We start from the raw sequence: 15,143 nt of genomic DNA, 5'->3' as shown, positions 1-15,143 counted from the left end.
GGGCGCCGACCCAGTCCTCCAGCTCCGCCAGATAGCGTGAAACCACCGGCCGCGAGAGGTCCAGGTGATCGGCGGCGGCCGACTGGCTGCCCAGGTCGACCACAGTGACGAAGACCCGCATTGCTTGAAGACGATCCATGATTTGCCCGCTTTCAGAAACAAACTATGTCCAAGCATCGCATTTTTTGTAATGAGTGCGGCAACTAAGCTTCTGCTCACCTTCACTGAGCCATGGCCACCTAGGGCCTACAGACACCGGAGCTGCACATGATCGGATTCACCTCACTCAAGCGCCTGTTGCTGGCCACCGCCACCCTGGGTTTCGCCGCCCACGCCGCAGCCGCCCAGCCAGCCCTGAAACTGGACGTGTACAACCCGGGCGCCGCGGCGATCTTCCCGGTGACCTCGGTACTGGTCAGCGGCAAACAGGACGCGATCCTGGTGGACGCACAGTTCGGCAAATCCCAGGCCCAGCAACTGGTGGAAAAGATCCGCGCCAGCGGCAAGCGCCTGACCACTATCTATATCAGCCACGGTGACCCGGACTACTACTTCGGCCTGGACACCCTGACCCAGGCGTTCCCCAAGGCCAAGGTCGTGGCATCGCAGCCGACCGTCGAGCACATCAAGGCCACGGTCGAAGGCAAAGTCGCGTTCTGGGGCCCGAAAATGGGCGCCGACGTGCCGGCCAAGACCATCGTGCCGGACGTGCTCAAGGGCGACAGCCTGACCCTGGAAGGGCAGAAGCTGGACATCATCGGCCTGGACGGCAAGCAGCCTGATCGCACCTTCGTTTGGATTCCGTCGATCAAGGCAGTCGTCGGTGGCGTGGTGGTAGCGGAAAACATTCATGTATGGATGGCCGACACCCAGACCGCGCAATCCCACAAGGACTGGCTGACCACCCTGGACACCATCGCCGCGCTGAAACCCAAGACCGTGGTGCCGGGCCATTACCTGGGCGAAAGCGCCCGCTCCCTGGCCGCCGTGCATTTCACTGCCGATTACATCAAGGCCTTCGATGAAGAAACCGCCAAGGCCAAGGACTCCGCGGAACTGATCGCCGCGATGAAAAAACGCTACCCGGACCTGGGCGAGGAAAGCTCCCTGGAGTTGAGCGCCAAGGTCGCCAAGGGCGAGATGAAGTGGTGATTCGACTGCCCCCGCGCCTGGCGCGGGGGCTCCCCCTGCAAGGCTTTGTGTCACTTACCGAAACTGGAGAACTGTCATGAGCAAGATTGCAATCATTGGCGCCACCGGACGTGCCGGTAGCCAACTGCTGGAAGAAGCCCTGCGTCGCGGCCATAGCGTGACCGCGATTGCCCGCAACCCGGCGAAAATCGGCAACCGTGCCGGTGTGACCAGCAAGGCGGTCGACGTGCTGGACGGCGCGGCGTTGCAGGCGGCGGTCGCCGGTCACGATGCGGTGATCAGCGCGGCGCACTTTTCCACCATCCCGGCCAAGGCGGTGATCGACCCGGTGAAGCGTGCCGGGGTCAAGCGCCTGCTGGTGGTGGGCGGCGCCGGTTCGCTGCTGTTGCCCGACGGCAGCCGGGTGATCGACGCGCCGGGTTTTCCGGACGAGTACAAACCTGAGGCCAGCGCTGGCAGTCTGTTCCTCGATGCGTTGCGTCAGGAGCAGGACCTGGACTGGACCTTCCTGTCGCCGTCGGCGGAGTTCGTCGAAGGCGAGCGCCGCGGCACCTTCCGCCTGGGCCAGGACCATCTGCTGGTGAGTGCCGAAGGCAAGAGCTGGATCACCTTCGCCGACTACGCCATCGCCCTGATCGACGAACTGGAATCGCCGAAACATTCCCGCCAGCGTTTCACCGTCGGTTACTGATCCACCTGTAGCCGCTGCCGCAGGCTGCGTACGACCGCGAAGCGGGCGCCGTTCTTGAGATCGCCGGAGGTCCTGCGGACCTTGCGCAGCCTTCGGCAGCGGCTACAAAGGGCGTGTCTGGGCCTGTTCCACCAGCCAGTCCAGCAATGCCTGCAAGGGCGGTGAAGGCGGCGAGCCTTCGGGGTGGACCAGGTAGTAGCCCAGCCCGGTTCGCACCTTCAAGTCAAATGGCGTGACCAGCCGCCCGGCGCTCAGGTCTTCGCCAATCAATGCCCAGTCGCCGAGCGCCACGCCCGCCCCCTGGGAGGCGACCGACATCGCCAGGTCCAGGGTCTCGAAATGCTGGCCCTTGCCGATGGTGTTCAACACGGTTCCCGAGGCCTTCAGCCAGGTCGTCCAGTCATGCGTATCGAGGGTCGGATGCAGCAGCATGTGGTGCTGCAGGTCTGACGGATGCTTGAGCGCTATCGGCCCCTCCAGCAAAGCCCGCGAGCACACCGGCGTCAGTTGTTCGTCGAACAGGTGATAGGCGCCGAGGGTGGAGGGCGGCGGGGCGCCGTAGATCACCGCGGCATCGAACTGCTCCCGGCCGAAATCCACCCCGTGTTGCACCGTGGTCGTCAGGCGCACCGGTACGTCCGGACGTTCTTTCTGCCATTGCAGCAGGCGCGGCAACAACCAGCGCATCACACAGGTGGACGCCTTGAGTTGCAGGGTGTCGCGGGTCATGCCGACCTGTTCCACCGCCGCGCTGATCAGCCCGAATACCTGTTCCACCCGTGGCAGCCATTCCCGTCCCTCGGCGGTCAGGCTCAGGCCGCGCGCCTGGCGCTGGAACAGCGCATAGCCCAGATGGCTTTCCAGCCCGGCGATCTGCCGGCTCACCGCGCCTTGGGTAATGTGCAGCTGCTCGGCCGCGCGGGTGAAGTTGCAGCACTGCGCGGTGATCAGAAAAGTATGCAAAGCGGGCAAGGGCGGGAGGCGTTTCATGGGGAGCCAAGGCATGACGTGAGGACATGGCTAGTATGACTTTTTATCCATTGTTCCCGCTACACGCGGCCCGTTCCAATGACGCCTTCCCCGTGCCTGGCCACACACCGGCCGTCCGGGCATACCGTCTCAAGCGAACAAGAAGGGCAAGACATGGCGACGTGCGGCGAAGTACTGGTCAAGTTACTCGAAGGTTATGGGGTCGAGCAGGTGTTCGGCATTCCGGGGGTGCACACCGTCGAGTTGTATCGCGGGCTGGCCCGTTCGAGCATCGAGCACGTCACGCCGCGGCATGAGCAAGGTGCCGGCTTCATGGCCGACGGTTATGCCCGCACCAGCGGCAAGCCGGGGGTGTGTTTCATCATCACCGGCCCGGGCATGACCAACATCACCACCGCCATGGGCCAGGCCTACGCCGACTCGATTCCGATGCTGGTGATCTCCAGCGTGCAGTCGCGCAGCCAGCTTGGCGGCGGGCGCGGCAAGCTGCATGAGTTGCCGAACCAGAGCGCGCTGGTGGGCGGCGTGGCGGCGTTCTCCCATACCCTGATGTCCGCGGCCGAACTGCCGGTGGTGCTGGCCCGCGCCTTTGCCCTGTTCCAGGCCGGCCGGCCGCGCCCGGTGCACATTGAAATCCCCCTCGATGTCCTGGTGGAAGAGGCCGACGAACTGCTCGCCAGCGAGCCGGTAAACGTCGCCCGCGCCGGCGCCGCGCCCGCCGCGATCACGCGGATGAGCCAATGGCTGGCCGGTGCCCGGCGTCCGCTGATTCTTGCCGGCGGCGGTGCGATCGAGGCCGCGGCGTCCCTGACCCGTCTCGCCGAACTGCTGCAAGCGCCTGTGGCCCTGACCATCAACGCCAAGGGCATGCTGCCCTCCCGGCATCCGCTGCTGATCGGTTCGACCCAGTCACTGGTGGCGACCCGCGCCCTAGTGGCCGAGGCCGACGTGGTCCTGGCCATCGGCACCGAGCTGGCGGAAACCGACTACGACGTGACTTTCGCTGGCGGCTTCGAGATCCCCGGCACCTTGCTGCGCATTGACATCGACCCCGACCAGACCGTGCGCAACTATCCGCCGAAAGTAGCGCTGGTGGCCGACGCCCACAGCGCCACCGAAGCCTTGCTCGCCGAGCTGGCCAAACAGCCGCTGGCCGCGCGCGACACGACCTGGGGCGCGACCCGGGCCGGTGCCTTGCGCAGCGTGCTGGACAGCCAGTGGGATGCGCCGACCCGGGCGCAGACGCTGTTCCTGGAAACGGTGGTGGACGAGCTGCCGGAGATCGTCATCGTCGGCGATTCCACGCAGCCGGTGTACAGCGGCAACTTGACCTTCAACCCCGAGCGTCCGCGCCGCTGGTTCAATGCCTCGACCGGCTACGGCACCCTGGGTTATGCCTTGCCGGCGGCGATCGGCGCCTGGTTGGGCGGTGCTTCCGAGCGCAATGCCCGGCGGCCGGTGGCGTGCCTGATCGGCGACGGCGGCCTGCAATTCACCTTGCCGGAGCTGGCCAGCGCGGTGGAAGCGCGCACGCCGGTCATCGTGTTGCTGTGGAATAACCAGGGCTACGAGGAGATCAAGAAGTACATGGTCAACCGCGCCATCGAGCCGGTGGGCGTGGACATCTACACGCCGGACTTCATTGGCGTGGCCAGGGCCCTGGGCTGCGCCGCCGAGGCCATCGACAGCGTCGACGGATTGCGCCAGGCGCTGCGCGCGGCCAGCGATCGCCAGGGCCCGACCCTGATCGAGATCGACCAGGCCCGCTGGATGCAGGCGGTGCAGGCATGAGCCAGGCAACCTTGATCAACGGTTTGTACATCGACGGCCTGTGGCGTGCCGGCACTGAGTTGCTGCCAGTGACCAACCCCTCGACCGAAGAACCGCTGGCGCTGGTCAGCGGTGGCGACCGGCGCAGTGTCGAGCAGGCGGTGAGCGCCGCCCAGGCCGGGCTTGCCCAGTGGTCCGCCAGCAGCGGCGCCGAACGTGGCGCGGTGCTGCGGCGGATCGCCGCCGGGGTCGCCGAGCGCCGCGAGCGCCTGATGCACTTGCAGTCGAGCAACAACGGCAAGCCGCAATTCGAGGCGGCCATCGATCTCGACGACGTGATCGCCACCTTCGAGTACTACGCCGGCCTGGCCGAAGGCCTGGACGCCGCGCAGGATCGCGACGTGCCGTTGCCCTGCGACGACTTCAGCGCCCGCGTGCGCCGCGAGCCCTGTGGCGTGGTCGGCCTGATCGTGCCGTGGAACTTCCCGATGGTCACCACCGCCTGGAAGCTCGCGCCGGCCCTGGCCGCCGGTTGCAGCGTGGTGCTCAAACCCTCGGAAGTCACGCCGCTGCCCGAGCTGGAACTGGCCGCGATCATTGCCGCAAGCGGCTTGCCCAAGGGAGTGTTCAACCTGGTCTGCGGCACCGGGCTGGCGGTGGGCGCGCCGCTGGCGGCCGATCCGCGGGTGGCGAAGATTTCCTTTACCGGCAGCAATGCGGTCGGGGTCCAGGTCATGCAGCGCGCGGCGGAAACCGTCAAGGGCGTGAGCCTGGAGCTGGGCGGCAAGTCGTCGCTGCTGGTGCTGGCCGATGCCGATCTCGAGTTGGCGGTCGAACTGGCCTGCGGCGGCGGTTTCTTCAACGCCGGGCAGATGTGCTCGGCCACCAGCCGGGTGCTGGTCGCCGACGAACTGGCGGACGAGTTTCTCCTGCGCCTCAAGGCGCGGGCCGAGGCCATTCGCGTGGCTGATCCCTTCGACCCGGAGGTGGAGATGGGCGCGCTGGTCAACCAGGCGCAATACCAGCGGGTGCTGGGCCATATCGATCGTGGCCTGAGCGTCGGCGCGCGGTTGGTATGCGGCGGCGAACGCCCGGCGGATCGCCCGCGGGGCTTTTTCCTGCGGCCAACGGTCTTCACCGAAGTGCCCCTGGACAGTGCACTGTGGCGCGAGGAGATCTTTGGTCCGGTGCTCTGCGTGCGCAGTTTCGCCAGCGAGGACGAAGCCATCGCTTTGGCCAATGACAGTGACTTCGGCCTGGTGGCCAGTGTGGTCGGCGGCGATGTGCAGAACGCCGAACGGGTCGCCAACGCCTTGCAGGCTGGGCTCGTGTGGATCAACGCGCCGCAGGTGATCTTCCCGCAGACCGCCTGGGGCGGCTTCAAGCAGAGCAGCATCGGTCGCGAGCTGGGCCCTTGGGGGTTGCAGGCGTTCCAGGAGATCAAGCACGTGATCCGCGCCCGTTGAAATCACTTCAACCTTGTAGGCGCGAGCAAGCTCGCTCCTACAGGTAATGGGAGTGGGTCAGACGGTCAGGCGCAGGCGCGCCATGTCGCGCAGTGGCGGGGCGCCGAACAGCCGGCTGTATTCGCGGCTGAACTGCGACGGGCTTTCATAGCCGACCCGATACCCGGCCGCGGACGCTTCCAGCCCTTCGGCCAGCATCAGCCGCCGGGCTTCCTGCAAGCGCAGTTGCTTCTGGTATTGCAGGGGGCTCATGGCGGTCATGGCCTTGAAACGGTGATGCAGGGTGGACACGCTAAGGTTCACTTCGCGGGCCAGGTCGTCGATGCGCAAGGGTTGTTCGTAGTTGCCGTTCAGCCATTTGATGGCCTGGCTGACGCGATGGCTCTGGCTGTTGGCGATGGCGATTTCATACAGCCGGTGCCCCTGGGGGCTGCGCAACAACCGGTAGAGAATTTCCCGACGGATCAACGGCGCGAGCATGGCGATGTCCTTGGGCGTATCGAGTAATCGGGTCAGGCGCAGGACCGCATCGAGCATCGGCGTATCGAGGCGTTCCACATACAGGCCGCGTCCGGTCGGGCGGTTCGGTACGCCCAGCGGGCCGGCATCGGCGATCAGGGCACTGATTTCCGCCGGGTCGATGTCCAGGCGCAGGGCGAGGATCGGTTCCTCGGAAGAAACATTGACCACGCGTCCGCTCAGGGGCATGGACACCGAGACCACCAGGTAGTTGAGCGGGTCGTAGTTGAACTGCTCGTCGCACAGGCGCACTTCCTTGCGTCCCTGGGCCATGATGCACAGCGCCGGCTGGGCCAGCACCGGGGCGAAATCGTGGGAGCGGCTGTGGCGCGAGACGAACAGCGCCTGGATCGCCGTGGCGTAGCTACCGTCTTCGTCTGTGTTGCGACGAATGATCCCGGCCAGCTCCGCCCGCTGTTTTTCCATTTCCGCATCCAGGGGCGGCTGCTGGGTTTCAAGCGATGACATGGAGGCTCCTCCGGGACGATGACAATGGCCACAGCTTAAATTTGTGCAAGCGCCAGGGGTAGGCGAATCCTGCGTGAATCTTGCCTGATTCTGCCGCGCGCGTGCGCGTGAACCGCGTCAAGTCGCCGGCGCTGGCTGTCACTTGCTTGAAACAACGTTGTGGGTTTTTCCGGCCGCCGGGGCCGGGCTCGGCGGCATCGGGCAAGGCTCGCAGGATTGTGCAAAACACCGGCAGGAATCGACTAACGGCGGTTACGCCGGGCGCTTAACCTTTGATCCTGTCGCAGCCCGTCCCAAGGCTGCCTCGCTACTATCCAGGGAGAGTCGCACATGTCCACGCAAATTCCTGTCAGCCATATGGCTTTTGTTCGCGCCCGCGCCGGTCGCTCAACGGAGTTGGGTGCACGCTTGAGCAGCCTGATCGAACCGTCCCGCCAGGCCACCGGTTGCCTGCAGTTCGCCTTGCAGCGTTCGCAGTGCGATGCAGACTTGTGGCTGGTGTCCGGGTTCTGGAGCAACCAACAGGCAATGACCGATTATTTCTGTTCGCCGGTCCTGGCGATCTTCGCCGAGCTGGTCCAGGACCTGGTGGTCAATAGCCTGGACTTCCATACCTTCTGTGATGTTTCGGCCGCCCAGGCCGAAGGCGAATACGCGCAATTGAACCGGGCGCCGCTGCACCAGCTGGCCAGTTGAGGGTTTAGAATGGCCGACCTTCCATTGGCCAGGATCAGCAACATGGCACGTAAAGAGTTTGCAGCATACGAAGCGGTTTCCGCCGTGGTTCCAGGCGAAGGGGGCTACAGCGCCGCCATCGCGGTCAAGGCCCTGGGTGGTTCAGGGGCGCCGCGCTTTCACAAGGTTCTGCACGACCAGACATTCAAGACTGCCCACGCCGCCGACCAGGCTGCCGAGCAAAAGCTTGCGCAATTGATCGACGTGAGCGAGGACGGCGAACTGGCCTGGGAAACGGCCTGACCCGCGACCCTGTCCGTTCTGTAACGCTACCTGACCGCCCCTGGGCGGAACATCTTGAACAAGGCCTCTGGCCCCAGCTGGAAATAATCCGCCGGCCCGCCGCCGCGCAGAATCGGTTCTGCCGCGGCGGTGTCGTAGATCCCGTCCTTGAGCAACCATTTGGCGATATGCACGGCGACCACCTCGCCAAGGATCAGCCAACTGGGCACCGGTTCCTGGTCCGCGCGTTGCAGCTGAATGATCTGCGTGACCTTGCACTCGAAGGACACCGGGCTCTCGGCGACCCGCGGCACGGCGATGACTTTCGAGGCCACGGGCGTCAGCCCGGCCAGCTCGAACTCGTCGACCTCGGCGGGCACCGCCGCGCAGCTCTGGTTCATCTGCTCGGCCAACGGGCGGGTGGCGAGGTTCCAGGCGAACTCCCCGGTCTGCTCGATGTTGTTCAGGCTGTCTTTGCGCCCGACGCTGGAGAAACCGATGATCGGCGGGATGTAGTTGAAGGCGTTGAAGAAACTGTAGGGCGCGAGGTTCAGGCGGCCTTGCAGGTCCTGTGAGGAAATCCAGCCGATCGGCCGCGGACCGACGATCGCGTTGAACGGGTCGTGGGGCAGGCCGTGGCCCTGGGCAGGTTCGTAGTAATGAATGTCTTCGGACATGACAGGCTCTTGCGTGGACCAAAAAGGAAAGGCCGCCATAGTGCAAGCCCTTGAACGTGAATGCCAGCGCCAAGGGGCCGGTTTGCCTCGGGCCAGAAACAACTAAGCCCGGCCGAAGCCGGGCTGTGGAAGACGCCAGGGGTTAACCGATGGCTTCGGCGGTACCGGTTTTATCGAAACCGTCGGCAGCGATGGCGCCAGCAGTCCCGGTGTGGTCGAAACCGTCGGCGGCGATTGCAGCGGCGGTGCCAGTGCGGTCGAAGCCATCGGCGGCGACTGCGGCAGCGGTACCCGTGTGGTCAAAACCGTCGGAAGCCAGGCTGGCGCTGGCCGAGCTGCCCGAGGTGAAGGCGGCCGAGCCGGTGCGGTCATAACCGTCGGCGGCAAAGGTGTTGGCGGCCAGTACGGAAAGGGTCAGGGCGAGGATCAGTTTGCTGTTCATGGTGGTCACTCCAGGTTCGTTTGCGTGTTGTGCAGTGGGTATGGAAGCGATACTACGCCAGTTAATTTGATTAAAAAGCGCAAATAAATGCTTAAAAATATCGATTTAATCGATGTTGTTGGCACCAGAAACCACTGCATGCAAGCCTCGTTGCGCTGCTGCCGTGGGCGACGCGTCGTCACCGATTTCGATGGCTGCAGAATGTCGGGCGAGCATTAATCGATCATTAACCTGATCGCACCGTTGAAAAAAACACGATCAACGGTTTTTTCATTCGCCACTTACCTATTTTTCACTGCCTGCCCTTCAGCCTTCGCTGCGACTAGAAGTCCAAGACGGACCGTCTTCAATCGAGCTCTGGAGCACTGCAGCAAATGAATAAACTCCCTCAGATCACCCTGGCGTTCTGGGTCATGAAAATCTGCGCGACGACCCTGGGGGAAACCGCCGGTGACTTGCTGTCGATGACCCTGAATGTCGGGTACGCCGTCAGTTCCATGATCCTGATCAGCGTGTTCCTGGTGACCCTGGTCACCCAGCTGTTTTCCAAGACCTACAACCCGGTGCTGTACTGGATCGTGATTCTTTCCACCAGCACGGCCGGTACCACCATGTCGGACTTCATGGACCGTACCCTGGGCCTGGGTTATGCCACCGGCTCGATGATCCTGATTGCGATCCTGCTGGCGATCTTCGCGGTCTGGCGCCTGAGCGGCGACTCGCTCAACGTCAACCGGATCCAGACCTTGCGCGGCGAGATGTTCTATTGGATGGCGATCCTGTTTTCCAACACCCTGGGCACGGCGCTCGGCGATTACCTGGCGGACGATTCGGGCCTGGGGTTTGCCGGCGGCGCGTTGTTGATCGGCTCGACCATTGCCCTGGTCGTCGCGCTCAAGTACTGCACCCGGATCTCCTCGGTGCTGCTGTTCTGGATCGCCTTCGTGCTGACCCGGCCGTTCGGCGCGACCCTGGGCGACTTCCTGACCAAGCCTCTGGAAAAGGGCGGCCTGGACTTCGGCACCATCGGTTCGTCGGCGGTCCTGGCGGGGATTCTGCTGGTGATGATTGCCGGGGCGGCGTACTACAAGCAGCGCGGCGATCGGCAAGTGGCGGCGGAGTTGGGTTGATTATCTGAACGCCGCGTTGCGGCTATCGCGAGCACGCTCGCACCTACAGATGAGACGTAAACCCTGTAGGAGCGAGCGTGCTCACGATGGGATTTACCTGACACCACAGCGCCAGGGCCTTGCACCCTGGCGCTTTTTTGGGGGGTGTCAGTCAGTCTCGATCCGCGAGTGTTTGCGTGTGTCTTTCATGGTGATGTAGACCAGCAAGGACACGGCGATACAGGCGGTGACGTACCAGTAGTAACCGGTTTCCATGCCGATGCTCTTGAACCACAGGGCGATGTATTCGGCGGTGCCGCCGAAGATCGACACGGTCAGCGCATAAGGCAGGCCCACGCCCAGGGCGCGGATCTCGGTGGGGAACAGCTCGGCCTTGACCACCGCGTTGATCGAGGTATAGCCGCTGACAATGATCAGCGCCGCCATGATCAGGAAGAACGCGCCCCACCAGCTCTGGACGGTGTGCAGGGTGGTGAGGATCGGCACAGTGAAAATCGTACCGAGGATACCGAAGGCGATCAGGATCGGGCGTCGGCCGATCTTGTCCGACAGCGCGCCGACCACCGGTTGCAGGCACATGAACAGGAACAGTGTCGCCGCGGAAATAGTGGTGGAGTCGGAGATGCTCATGCCGACGGTGTTCACCAGGTATTTCTGCATGTAGGTGGTGTAGGTGTAGAAGGCCAGGGTGCCGCCCATGGTCAGGCCGACCACGGTCATCAACTCCTTCGGATGGCGCAGCAGGGTACGCATCAGGCTTTCTTTCGGCTTTTCCTTCTTCTTGGTGAAGGACTCGGTTTCTTCCATGCCGCGTCGCAGGTACAGCGCCACGACCGCGCACAGCGCGCCGATGCCGAACGGAATCCGCCAGCCCCAGGATTGCAGTTCTTCGGTGGTCAGCACGTTCTGCAAGACGATCAGCACCGCCAGGGCGATGAGCTGGCCGGAGATCAGGGTCACGTACTGGAAGCTGGAGAAGAAGCCGCGACGTTCCTTGGTCGCCATCTCGCTCAGGTAAGTGGCCGAGGTGCCGTATTCGCCGCCCACCGACAGGCCCTGCATCAGGCGCGCGAGCACCAGCAGGATCGGCGCGCCGACGCCGATGGTTTCATAACCGGGCGTCAGGGCGATGATCAGGGAGCCGAAGCACATCAGCAGCACCGAGGCCATCAACGCGGCCTTGCGGCCCTTGCGGTCGGCGTAGAGCCCCATCAGCCAGCCGCCGATCGGACGCATCAAAAAGCCCACGGCGAAGATCGCGGCGGTGTTCAGAAGTTGTGCGGTGGTGTCGCCCTTGGGGAAGAAGACTTTGGCGAAGTACAGCGAGAAGGCGGCGTAGACGTACCAGTCGTACCACTCGACCATGTTGCCGACCGAACCGCTGAAGATCGATTTCAGGCGGCTGGCGGTGGTCTTTTCCGTGGCAGGCGCGGCTGCCGACCCAAGAGGCAGGGTTTGTGAGTTATCCATGACGGATCCTTCATTTAATTGTTTTTGTGGAGCGCGCCGAAGCGCAGCCTGCCAGGGCTATAGCAGGAGCTGTGCCAGCGGGAAGAGGCCCGGTTTAGAAGGGGCTGGGGATTTTTATGAGCGGAAATCCGCTCATGGGCGAAAGGTGGTGAGCGGAAAATTGCCGATGGCGGTGATGTTGGTGAGAACGTCATCGCGAGCAAGCTCGCTCCTACAGACGCTTGCGGATTCCTGTAGGAGCGAGCTTGCTCGCGATAGGGCCGGCCCGGATAAAACAGCTCCTCCGGTTTCACTCCTCGCCGAGAAACATCTCCCGCGCCAATCCATGGCGCTGCATCTTCTCGTTGAAGGTACGGCGCGGCAGTTGCAGTTCGGCCAGCACCGCCTTGATATCGCCTTTGTGCCGGGTCAGCGCGGCGCGCAGGCATTGCGCCTCGAAGGCTTCCTGTTGTGCCGCCAGGGATTGGCCGGGTTCGATGGTTTCGGGCTCGGGTTCGCCCAGGCCGAGCACCTGGCGTTCGGCGAAGTTGGCCAGTTCGCGTACGTTGCCCGGCCAGTCGTGCCCGAGCAGGCGGCTCAATTGCGCGCCGCCGAGGGGCGCAACGCTGCGGCCCAGGCGCTCGGCGGCGGCCTGGGCGAAATGTTCGTACAGCTGCGCAATGTCTTCGCGCCGCTCGCGCAGCGGCGGCAGGCGCAGTTGCGCGACGTTCAGGCGGTAGGCCAAGTCTTCTCGAAAGCGTCCGGCGCGGGCCTCGTCCAGGAGGTCCGGTTTGGTTGCGGCAACGATCCGCAGATCGACCTGGATGCTCTGGTTGGAGCCCAGGCGTTCGAGTTTCTGCTCCTGCAACACGCGCAGCAGCTTGACCTGCTGGGCCAGCGGCATGCTTTCGATCTCATCGAGAAACAGGGTGCCGCCGTCGGCGTATTCCAGCTTGCCGACGCGCTTGCCCTGGGCGCCGGTGAAGGCGCCGCTTTCATGACCGAACAGCTCGGCCTCGAACAGTTGCTCGGGGATCGCCGCGCAGTTCAGGGCGACAAAGGGCTTGTCGGCGCGCGGCCCGAAGTCGTGCAGGCAGCGGGCGACCAGTTCCTTGCCGCTGCCGGTTTCGCCGCGGATCAGTACATTGACCGGCAGCGCCGCGAGGTCGACCACCTGGCGCCGCAGGGTCTGCAAGGCCCGGGACACGCCCAACAGGGTGGAGTCGATTTTCTCCCGGGTATCGGCCTGCTCGTGCAGGCGCCGGTTCTCCAGGACCAGGCCGCGTTTGTCGAGGGCCCGGCGCAGGCTGCTCAGCAGGGTTTCCGGGCTGAAGGGTTTTTCCAGGAAGTCGTAGGCACCGTCGCGCATCGCTTCGACCGCCATCGGCACATCGCCGTGGCCGGTCAGCAGGATCACCGGCAGGTCGGCATCGCGTTGCTGCACCTCTTTGAGCAGTTCCAGGCCGCTCATGCTGGGCATGCGCACATCGCTGAGGAGCACCCCGGGGAAGTCCCTGGGCAGCCGGGCCAGGCAATCCTCGGCGCGGCTGAACAGCTGCACCTCGAAGCCCGACAGGCTCAGCCATTGTTCGACGGCGCTGCGAATGCTGGCTTCGTCGTCCACCAGCATCACCGAATTCAGCATGGGATATGGGCCTCCAGGTCGATGGGCAGGCTCAGGGTGAAAATCGCCCCCTGGTCCTGGTTGCCGGCGCTCAGGCGTCCGCCGAGCTCGTGGACGATAGCGTAGGACACGGCTAGGCCCAGGCCCAGGCCGTCGCCCACCGGCTTGGTGGTGAAGAACGGATCGAAGACGTTCGGCAGATGCGCTTCGGCGATGCCGCCGCCGCTGTCGATGACGCTCAGGCTCCACAGCTGCTGATCGGCTTCGAGGCGGATCTGCAGTTGCTTGAGAGGTTTGTCGCGCATGGCGTCCAGGGCGTTGCGCAGCAGGTTGATCAGCACCTGCTCCAGGCGTATGGCGTCGCCGCGTACCCAGGCCGGGCGCGTCAGTTGCAGGCGCGTGTCGATCTGTTCGTCGCGCAGCCGGGTATCCAGCAGTTGCAGCGCCTGGTCGACCACGGCCGCCAGGTCCAGGCGCTCGCGCAGGCCGCTGGGGCTCTTGCGGGCGAAGGTTTTCAGATGGCCGGTGAGGCTGGCCATGCGCGTCAGCATGTCGTCCAGCGGTTTCAGGGCCCGGTAGGCCTCGTCGACCCGGCCGTGGTCAAGCAGCAGGCGCAGGGTGGCCAGCTGCATGCGCTGGGTGGTCAGGGGCTGGTTGATTTCGTGGGCCAGCGCCGCCGACATCTGCCCCAGCGCGGCCAGCTTGGCCGACTGCACCAGGCCGTCCTGGGCGGTGCGCAGGTCGCGGGTGCGCTCCTCGACCAGGCGTTCGAGTTCTTCGCGGCTGCGTTGGCGCAACCTGGCCAGGCGCCAGCGCTGGCTGAGGAACAGCAGCAGGAACACCAGGGTCAGCCAGGCGCCGGCCGCGGCCAGCCCGGCATTGCGCCGGTCCTCGAAGGCAATCTGCGGGCGGCGCAGCAAATGCAGGGTCCAGCCTTCGGCGGCCAGGGGCAGGGATTCCCACAGGTAGTCGACGCTGCCGTCCGGCCCTTCGACCCGGGTCAGCGAACTGTTGTCGTCAAAGCGCCGCAGCGGGCGATGCTCGAGCGGGGTCAGCAGCTGCTTGTCGTATTGCCGGGTGGCCTTGAGTTCGGCGCGGTCGCTGTCCGACAGCGGACGTAACTGGCGATAGCGCCAACCGGGCTGGTTGGCAATGAATATGATGCCGCGGGCATCGCTGACCAGCAGGGTGTCGCTGCCCTGGCTCCATTCGCGTTCCAGTTCGGGAAATTCCAGTTTCACCACCATGGCGCCGAGGAACTGTTCCTGTTCGTCCTTGACCGCGCTGGAAAGGAAATAGCCGGGGATGCCGCTGGTGACGCCCACGGCATAGAAGCGTCCGCTGCCCTGGCTGCGGGTCTGGCTGAAGTAGGGGCGGAAACCATAGTTGTGGCCGACGTAGCTGTTGGGCAGGCGCCAGTTGCTGGCGGCCACGGCGAGCCCGGTGTGGTCCAGCAGCTCCAGGGTGGAGGAGCGGGCGGCGCCGTTGATCTGTTCCAGCTTGCGGTTCAGGGCGTCCTGCTGCTCCGCGCCGACCGGGCCCTTGAGCGCCGAGCGCAGTTCCGGGTCCAGCGCCAGCACGGCGGGCAGGGCACGATAGCGTTCGATCAGGGTGTGCAGGGAATTGGCATAGAGCGCCAGTTGCTGATTGGCGCGGGCGATGTCATCCACCAAGGCTTGGCGTTCAGCATGACGTGTGGCCAAGGCGGCCGCGAGTATAGCCCCCGTAATGATCAACAGTGAGTAGAGGGTCAGGCGTACAAATCGGAAATTGATAAGCATGCTAGGCAGACTGGATTTTTGAGGTCT

General features: G+C 64.5%; 15 protein-coding genes. 7 read left to right on the top strand and 8 right to left on the bottom strand.

Annotation, left to right across the window (positions count from 1 at the left end; all coding sequences use genetic code 11):
- Nucleotides 1-139 (bottom strand): LysR family transcriptional regulator (locus BTN82_RS22965; protein ID WP_148169606.1); only part of this gene is annotated, 139 nt, incomplete at its 3' end.
- A gap of 128 nt (nucleotides 140-267) precedes the next feature.
- Between BTN82_RS22965 and BTN82_RS22960 the strand changes: the two genes are divergently transcribed.
- Both BTN82_RS22960 and BTN82_RS22955 read left to right on the top strand, forming a co-directional pair.
- Entirely contained in the window at nucleotides 268-1,152 is an 885-nt protein-coding gene (locus BTN82_RS22960) for an MBL fold metallo-hydrolase (RefSeq protein ID WP_075121362.1), read from the top strand.
- 76 nt (nucleotides 1,153-1,228) lie between these two features.
- Nucleotides 1,229-1,843: an NAD(P)-dependent oxidoreductase gene (locus tag BTN82_RS22955; protein WP_075121361.1), complete on the top strand. Its 615-nt coding sequence runs from the start codon at nucleotides 1,229-1,231 to the stop codon at nucleotides 1,841-1,843.
- A 102-nt stretch (nucleotides 1,844-1,945) separates the two neighbouring features.
- Here BTN82_RS22955 and BTN82_RS22950 read toward each other — a convergent pair whose 3' ends face one another.
- Nucleotides 1,946-2,833, bottom strand: a complete 888-nt coding sequence (locus tag BTN82_RS22950) for a LysR substrate-binding domain-containing protein (protein WP_075121360.1) — start codon at nucleotides 2,831-2,833, stop codon at nucleotides 1,946-1,948.
- Between the two features lie 153 nt (nucleotides 2,834-2,986).
- On the opposite strand from BTN82_RS22950, the gene BTN82_RS22945 reads away from it, so the two are divergent.
- Both BTN82_RS22945 and BTN82_RS22940 read left to right on the top strand, forming a co-directional pair.
- Nucleotides 2,987-4,624, top strand: coding sequence for a 5-guanidino-2-oxopentanoate decarboxylase (locus tag BTN82_RS22945; protein ID WP_075121359.1), 1,638 nt, complete (start codon nucleotides 2,987-2,989; stop codon nucleotides 4,622-4,624).
- Nucleotides 4,621-6,069: an aldehyde dehydrogenase family protein gene (locus tag BTN82_RS22940; protein WP_075121358.1), complete on the top strand. Its 1,449-nt coding sequence runs from the start codon at nucleotides 4,621-4,623 to the stop codon at nucleotides 6,067-6,069. Before BTN82_RS22945 ends, BTN82_RS22940 begins: the two co-directional genes overlap by 4 nt.
- 57 nt (nucleotides 6,070-6,126) lie before the next feature.
- On the opposite strand, the gene BTN82_RS22935 is transcribed toward BTN82_RS22940, so the two are convergent.
- The gene (locus BTN82_RS22935; protein WP_075121357.1) at nucleotides 6,127-7,056 is read right to left on the bottom strand and encodes an AraC family transcriptional regulator; all 930 of its coding nucleotides are present in this window, start codon (nucleotides 7,054-7,056) and stop codon (nucleotides 6,127-6,129) included.
- 330 nt (nucleotides 7,057-7,386) lie between these two features.
- Between BTN82_RS22935 and BTN82_RS22930 the strand changes: the two genes are divergently transcribed.
- Entirely contained in the window at nucleotides 7,387-7,752 is a 366-nt protein-coding gene (locus tag BTN82_RS22930; protein WP_075121356.1) for an antibiotic biosynthesis monooxygenase family protein, read from the top strand.
- Nucleotides 7,753-7,761: 9 nt separating this feature from the next.
- Nucleotides 7,762-8,034 carry a hypothetical protein gene (locus tag BTN82_RS22925; protein ID WP_075121355.1) on the top strand — a complete coding sequence of 91 codons (273 nt, stop codon included), beginning with the start codon at nucleotides 7,762-7,764 and terminating at the stop codon, nucleotides 8,032-8,034.
- A 26-nt stretch (nucleotides 8,035-8,060) separates the two neighbouring features.
- Here the strand turns inward: BTN82_RS22925 and BTN82_RS22920 are convergent, their stop codons facing one another.
- Nucleotides 8,061-8,690 (bottom strand): flavin reductase family protein, encoded by a 630-nt coding sequence (locus tag BTN82_RS22920; protein ID WP_075121354.1) that lies wholly within the window; start codon nucleotides 8,688-8,690, stop codon nucleotides 8,061-8,063.
- Between the two features lie 142 nt (nucleotides 8,691-8,832).
- Nucleotides 8,833-9,132, bottom strand: coding sequence for a hypothetical protein (locus BTN82_RS22915; protein ID WP_075121353.1), 300 nt, complete (start codon nucleotides 9,130-9,132; stop codon nucleotides 8,833-8,835).
- 374 nt (nucleotides 9,133-9,506) lie between these two features.
- Here BTN82_RS22915 and BTN82_RS22910 point away from each other — a divergent pair, with 374 nt between their 5' ends.
- On the top strand, nucleotides 9,507-10,262 hold the full coding sequence (locus tag BTN82_RS22910; protein ID WP_075121352.1) for a hypothetical protein: 756 nt from the start codon (nucleotides 9,507-9,509) through the stop codon (nucleotides 10,260-10,262).
- A gap of 147 nt (nucleotides 10,263-10,409) precedes the next feature.
- Here the strand turns inward: BTN82_RS22910 and BTN82_RS22905 are convergent, their stop codons facing one another.
- The 3 genes from BTN82_RS22905 to BTN82_RS22895 all read right to left on the bottom strand — a co-directional run bounded on the left by BTN82_RS22905 (nucleotide 10,410) and on the right by BTN82_RS22895 (nucleotide 15,116).
- On the bottom strand, nucleotides 10,410-11,732 hold the full coding sequence (locus BTN82_RS22905) for an MFS transporter (protein WP_075121351.1): 1,323 nt from the start codon (nucleotides 11,730-11,732) through the stop codon (nucleotides 10,410-10,412).
- A 289-nt stretch (nucleotides 11,733-12,021) separates the two neighbouring features.
- A complete protein-coding gene (locus BTN82_RS22900) occupies nucleotides 12,022-13,356 on the bottom strand; it encodes a sigma-54-dependent transcriptional regulator (RefSeq protein WP_075121350.1) in 1,335 nt (444 codons plus the stop codon).
- Nucleotides 13,350-15,116 (bottom strand): ATP-binding protein, encoded by a 1,767-nt coding sequence (locus BTN82_RS22895; RefSeq protein ID WP_075121349.1) that lies wholly within the window; start codon nucleotides 15,114-15,116, stop codon nucleotides 13,350-13,352. Before BTN82_RS22895 ends, BTN82_RS22900 begins: the two co-directional genes overlap by 7 nt.
- Nucleotides 15,117-15,143 lie beyond the last annotated feature (27 nt).

This window comes from Pseudomonas chlororaphis (genome assembly GCF_001921865.1).
Lineage (GTDB): Bacteria > Pseudomonadota > Gammaproteobacteria > Pseudomonadales > Pseudomonadaceae > Aquipseudomonas > Aquipseudomonas chlororaphis_D.
This window is presented reverse-complemented; position numbering and strand designations above follow the sequence as displayed.

Bases quoted from the DNA above. Each gene is read 5' to 3' on its own strand.
- BTN82_RS22960 (WP_075121362.1), top strand. From the start codon at position 268: ATGATCGGATTCACCTCACTCAAGCGCCTGTTGCTGGCCACCGCCACC.
- BTN82_RS22955 (WP_075121361.1), top strand. From the start codon at position 1,229: ATGAGCAAGATTGCAATCATTGGCGCCACCGGACGTGCCGGTAGCCAA.
- BTN82_RS22950 (WP_075121360.1), bottom strand. From the start codon at position 2,833: ATGAAACGCCTCCCGCCCTTGCCCGCTTTGCATACTTTTCTGATCACC.
- BTN82_RS22945 (WP_075121359.1), top strand. From the start codon at position 2,987: ATGGCGACGTGCGGCGAAGTACTGGTCAAGTTACTCGAAGGTTATGGG.
- BTN82_RS22940 (WP_075121358.1), top strand. From the start codon at position 4,621: ATGAGCCAGGCAACCTTGATCAACGGTTTGTACATCGACGGCCTGTGG.
- BTN82_RS22935 (WP_075121357.1), bottom strand. From the start codon at position 7,056: ATGTCATCGCTTGAAACCCAGCAGCCGCCCCTGGATGCGGAAATGGAA.
- BTN82_RS22930 (WP_075121356.1), top strand. From the start codon at position 7,387: ATGTCCACGCAAATTCCTGTCAGCCATATGGCTTTTGTTCGCGCCCGC.
- BTN82_RS22925 (WP_075121355.1), top strand. From the start codon at position 7,762: ATGGCCGACCTTCCATTGGCCAGGATCAGCAACATGGCACGTAAAGAG.
- BTN82_RS22920 (WP_075121354.1), bottom strand. From the start codon at position 8,690: ATGTCCGAAGACATTCATTACTACGAACCTGCCCAGGGCCACGGCCTG.
- BTN82_RS22915 (WP_075121353.1), bottom strand. From the start codon at position 9,132: ATGAACAGCAAACTGATCCTCGCCCTGACCCTTTCCGTACTGGCCGCC.
- BTN82_RS22910 (WP_075121352.1), top strand. From the start codon at position 9,507: ATGAATAAACTCCCTCAGATCACCCTGGCGTTCTGGGTCATGAAAATC.
- BTN82_RS22905 (WP_075121351.1), bottom strand. From the start codon at position 11,732: ATGGATAACTCACAAACCCTGCCTCTTGGGTCGGCAGCCGCGCCTGCC.
- BTN82_RS22900 (WP_075121350.1), bottom strand. From the start codon at position 13,356: ATGCTGAATTCGGTGATGCTGGTGGACGACGAAGCCAGCATTCGCAGC.
- BTN82_RS22895 (WP_075121349.1), bottom strand. From the start codon at position 15,116: ATGCTTATCAATTTCCGATTTGTACGCCTGACCCTCTACTCACTGTTG.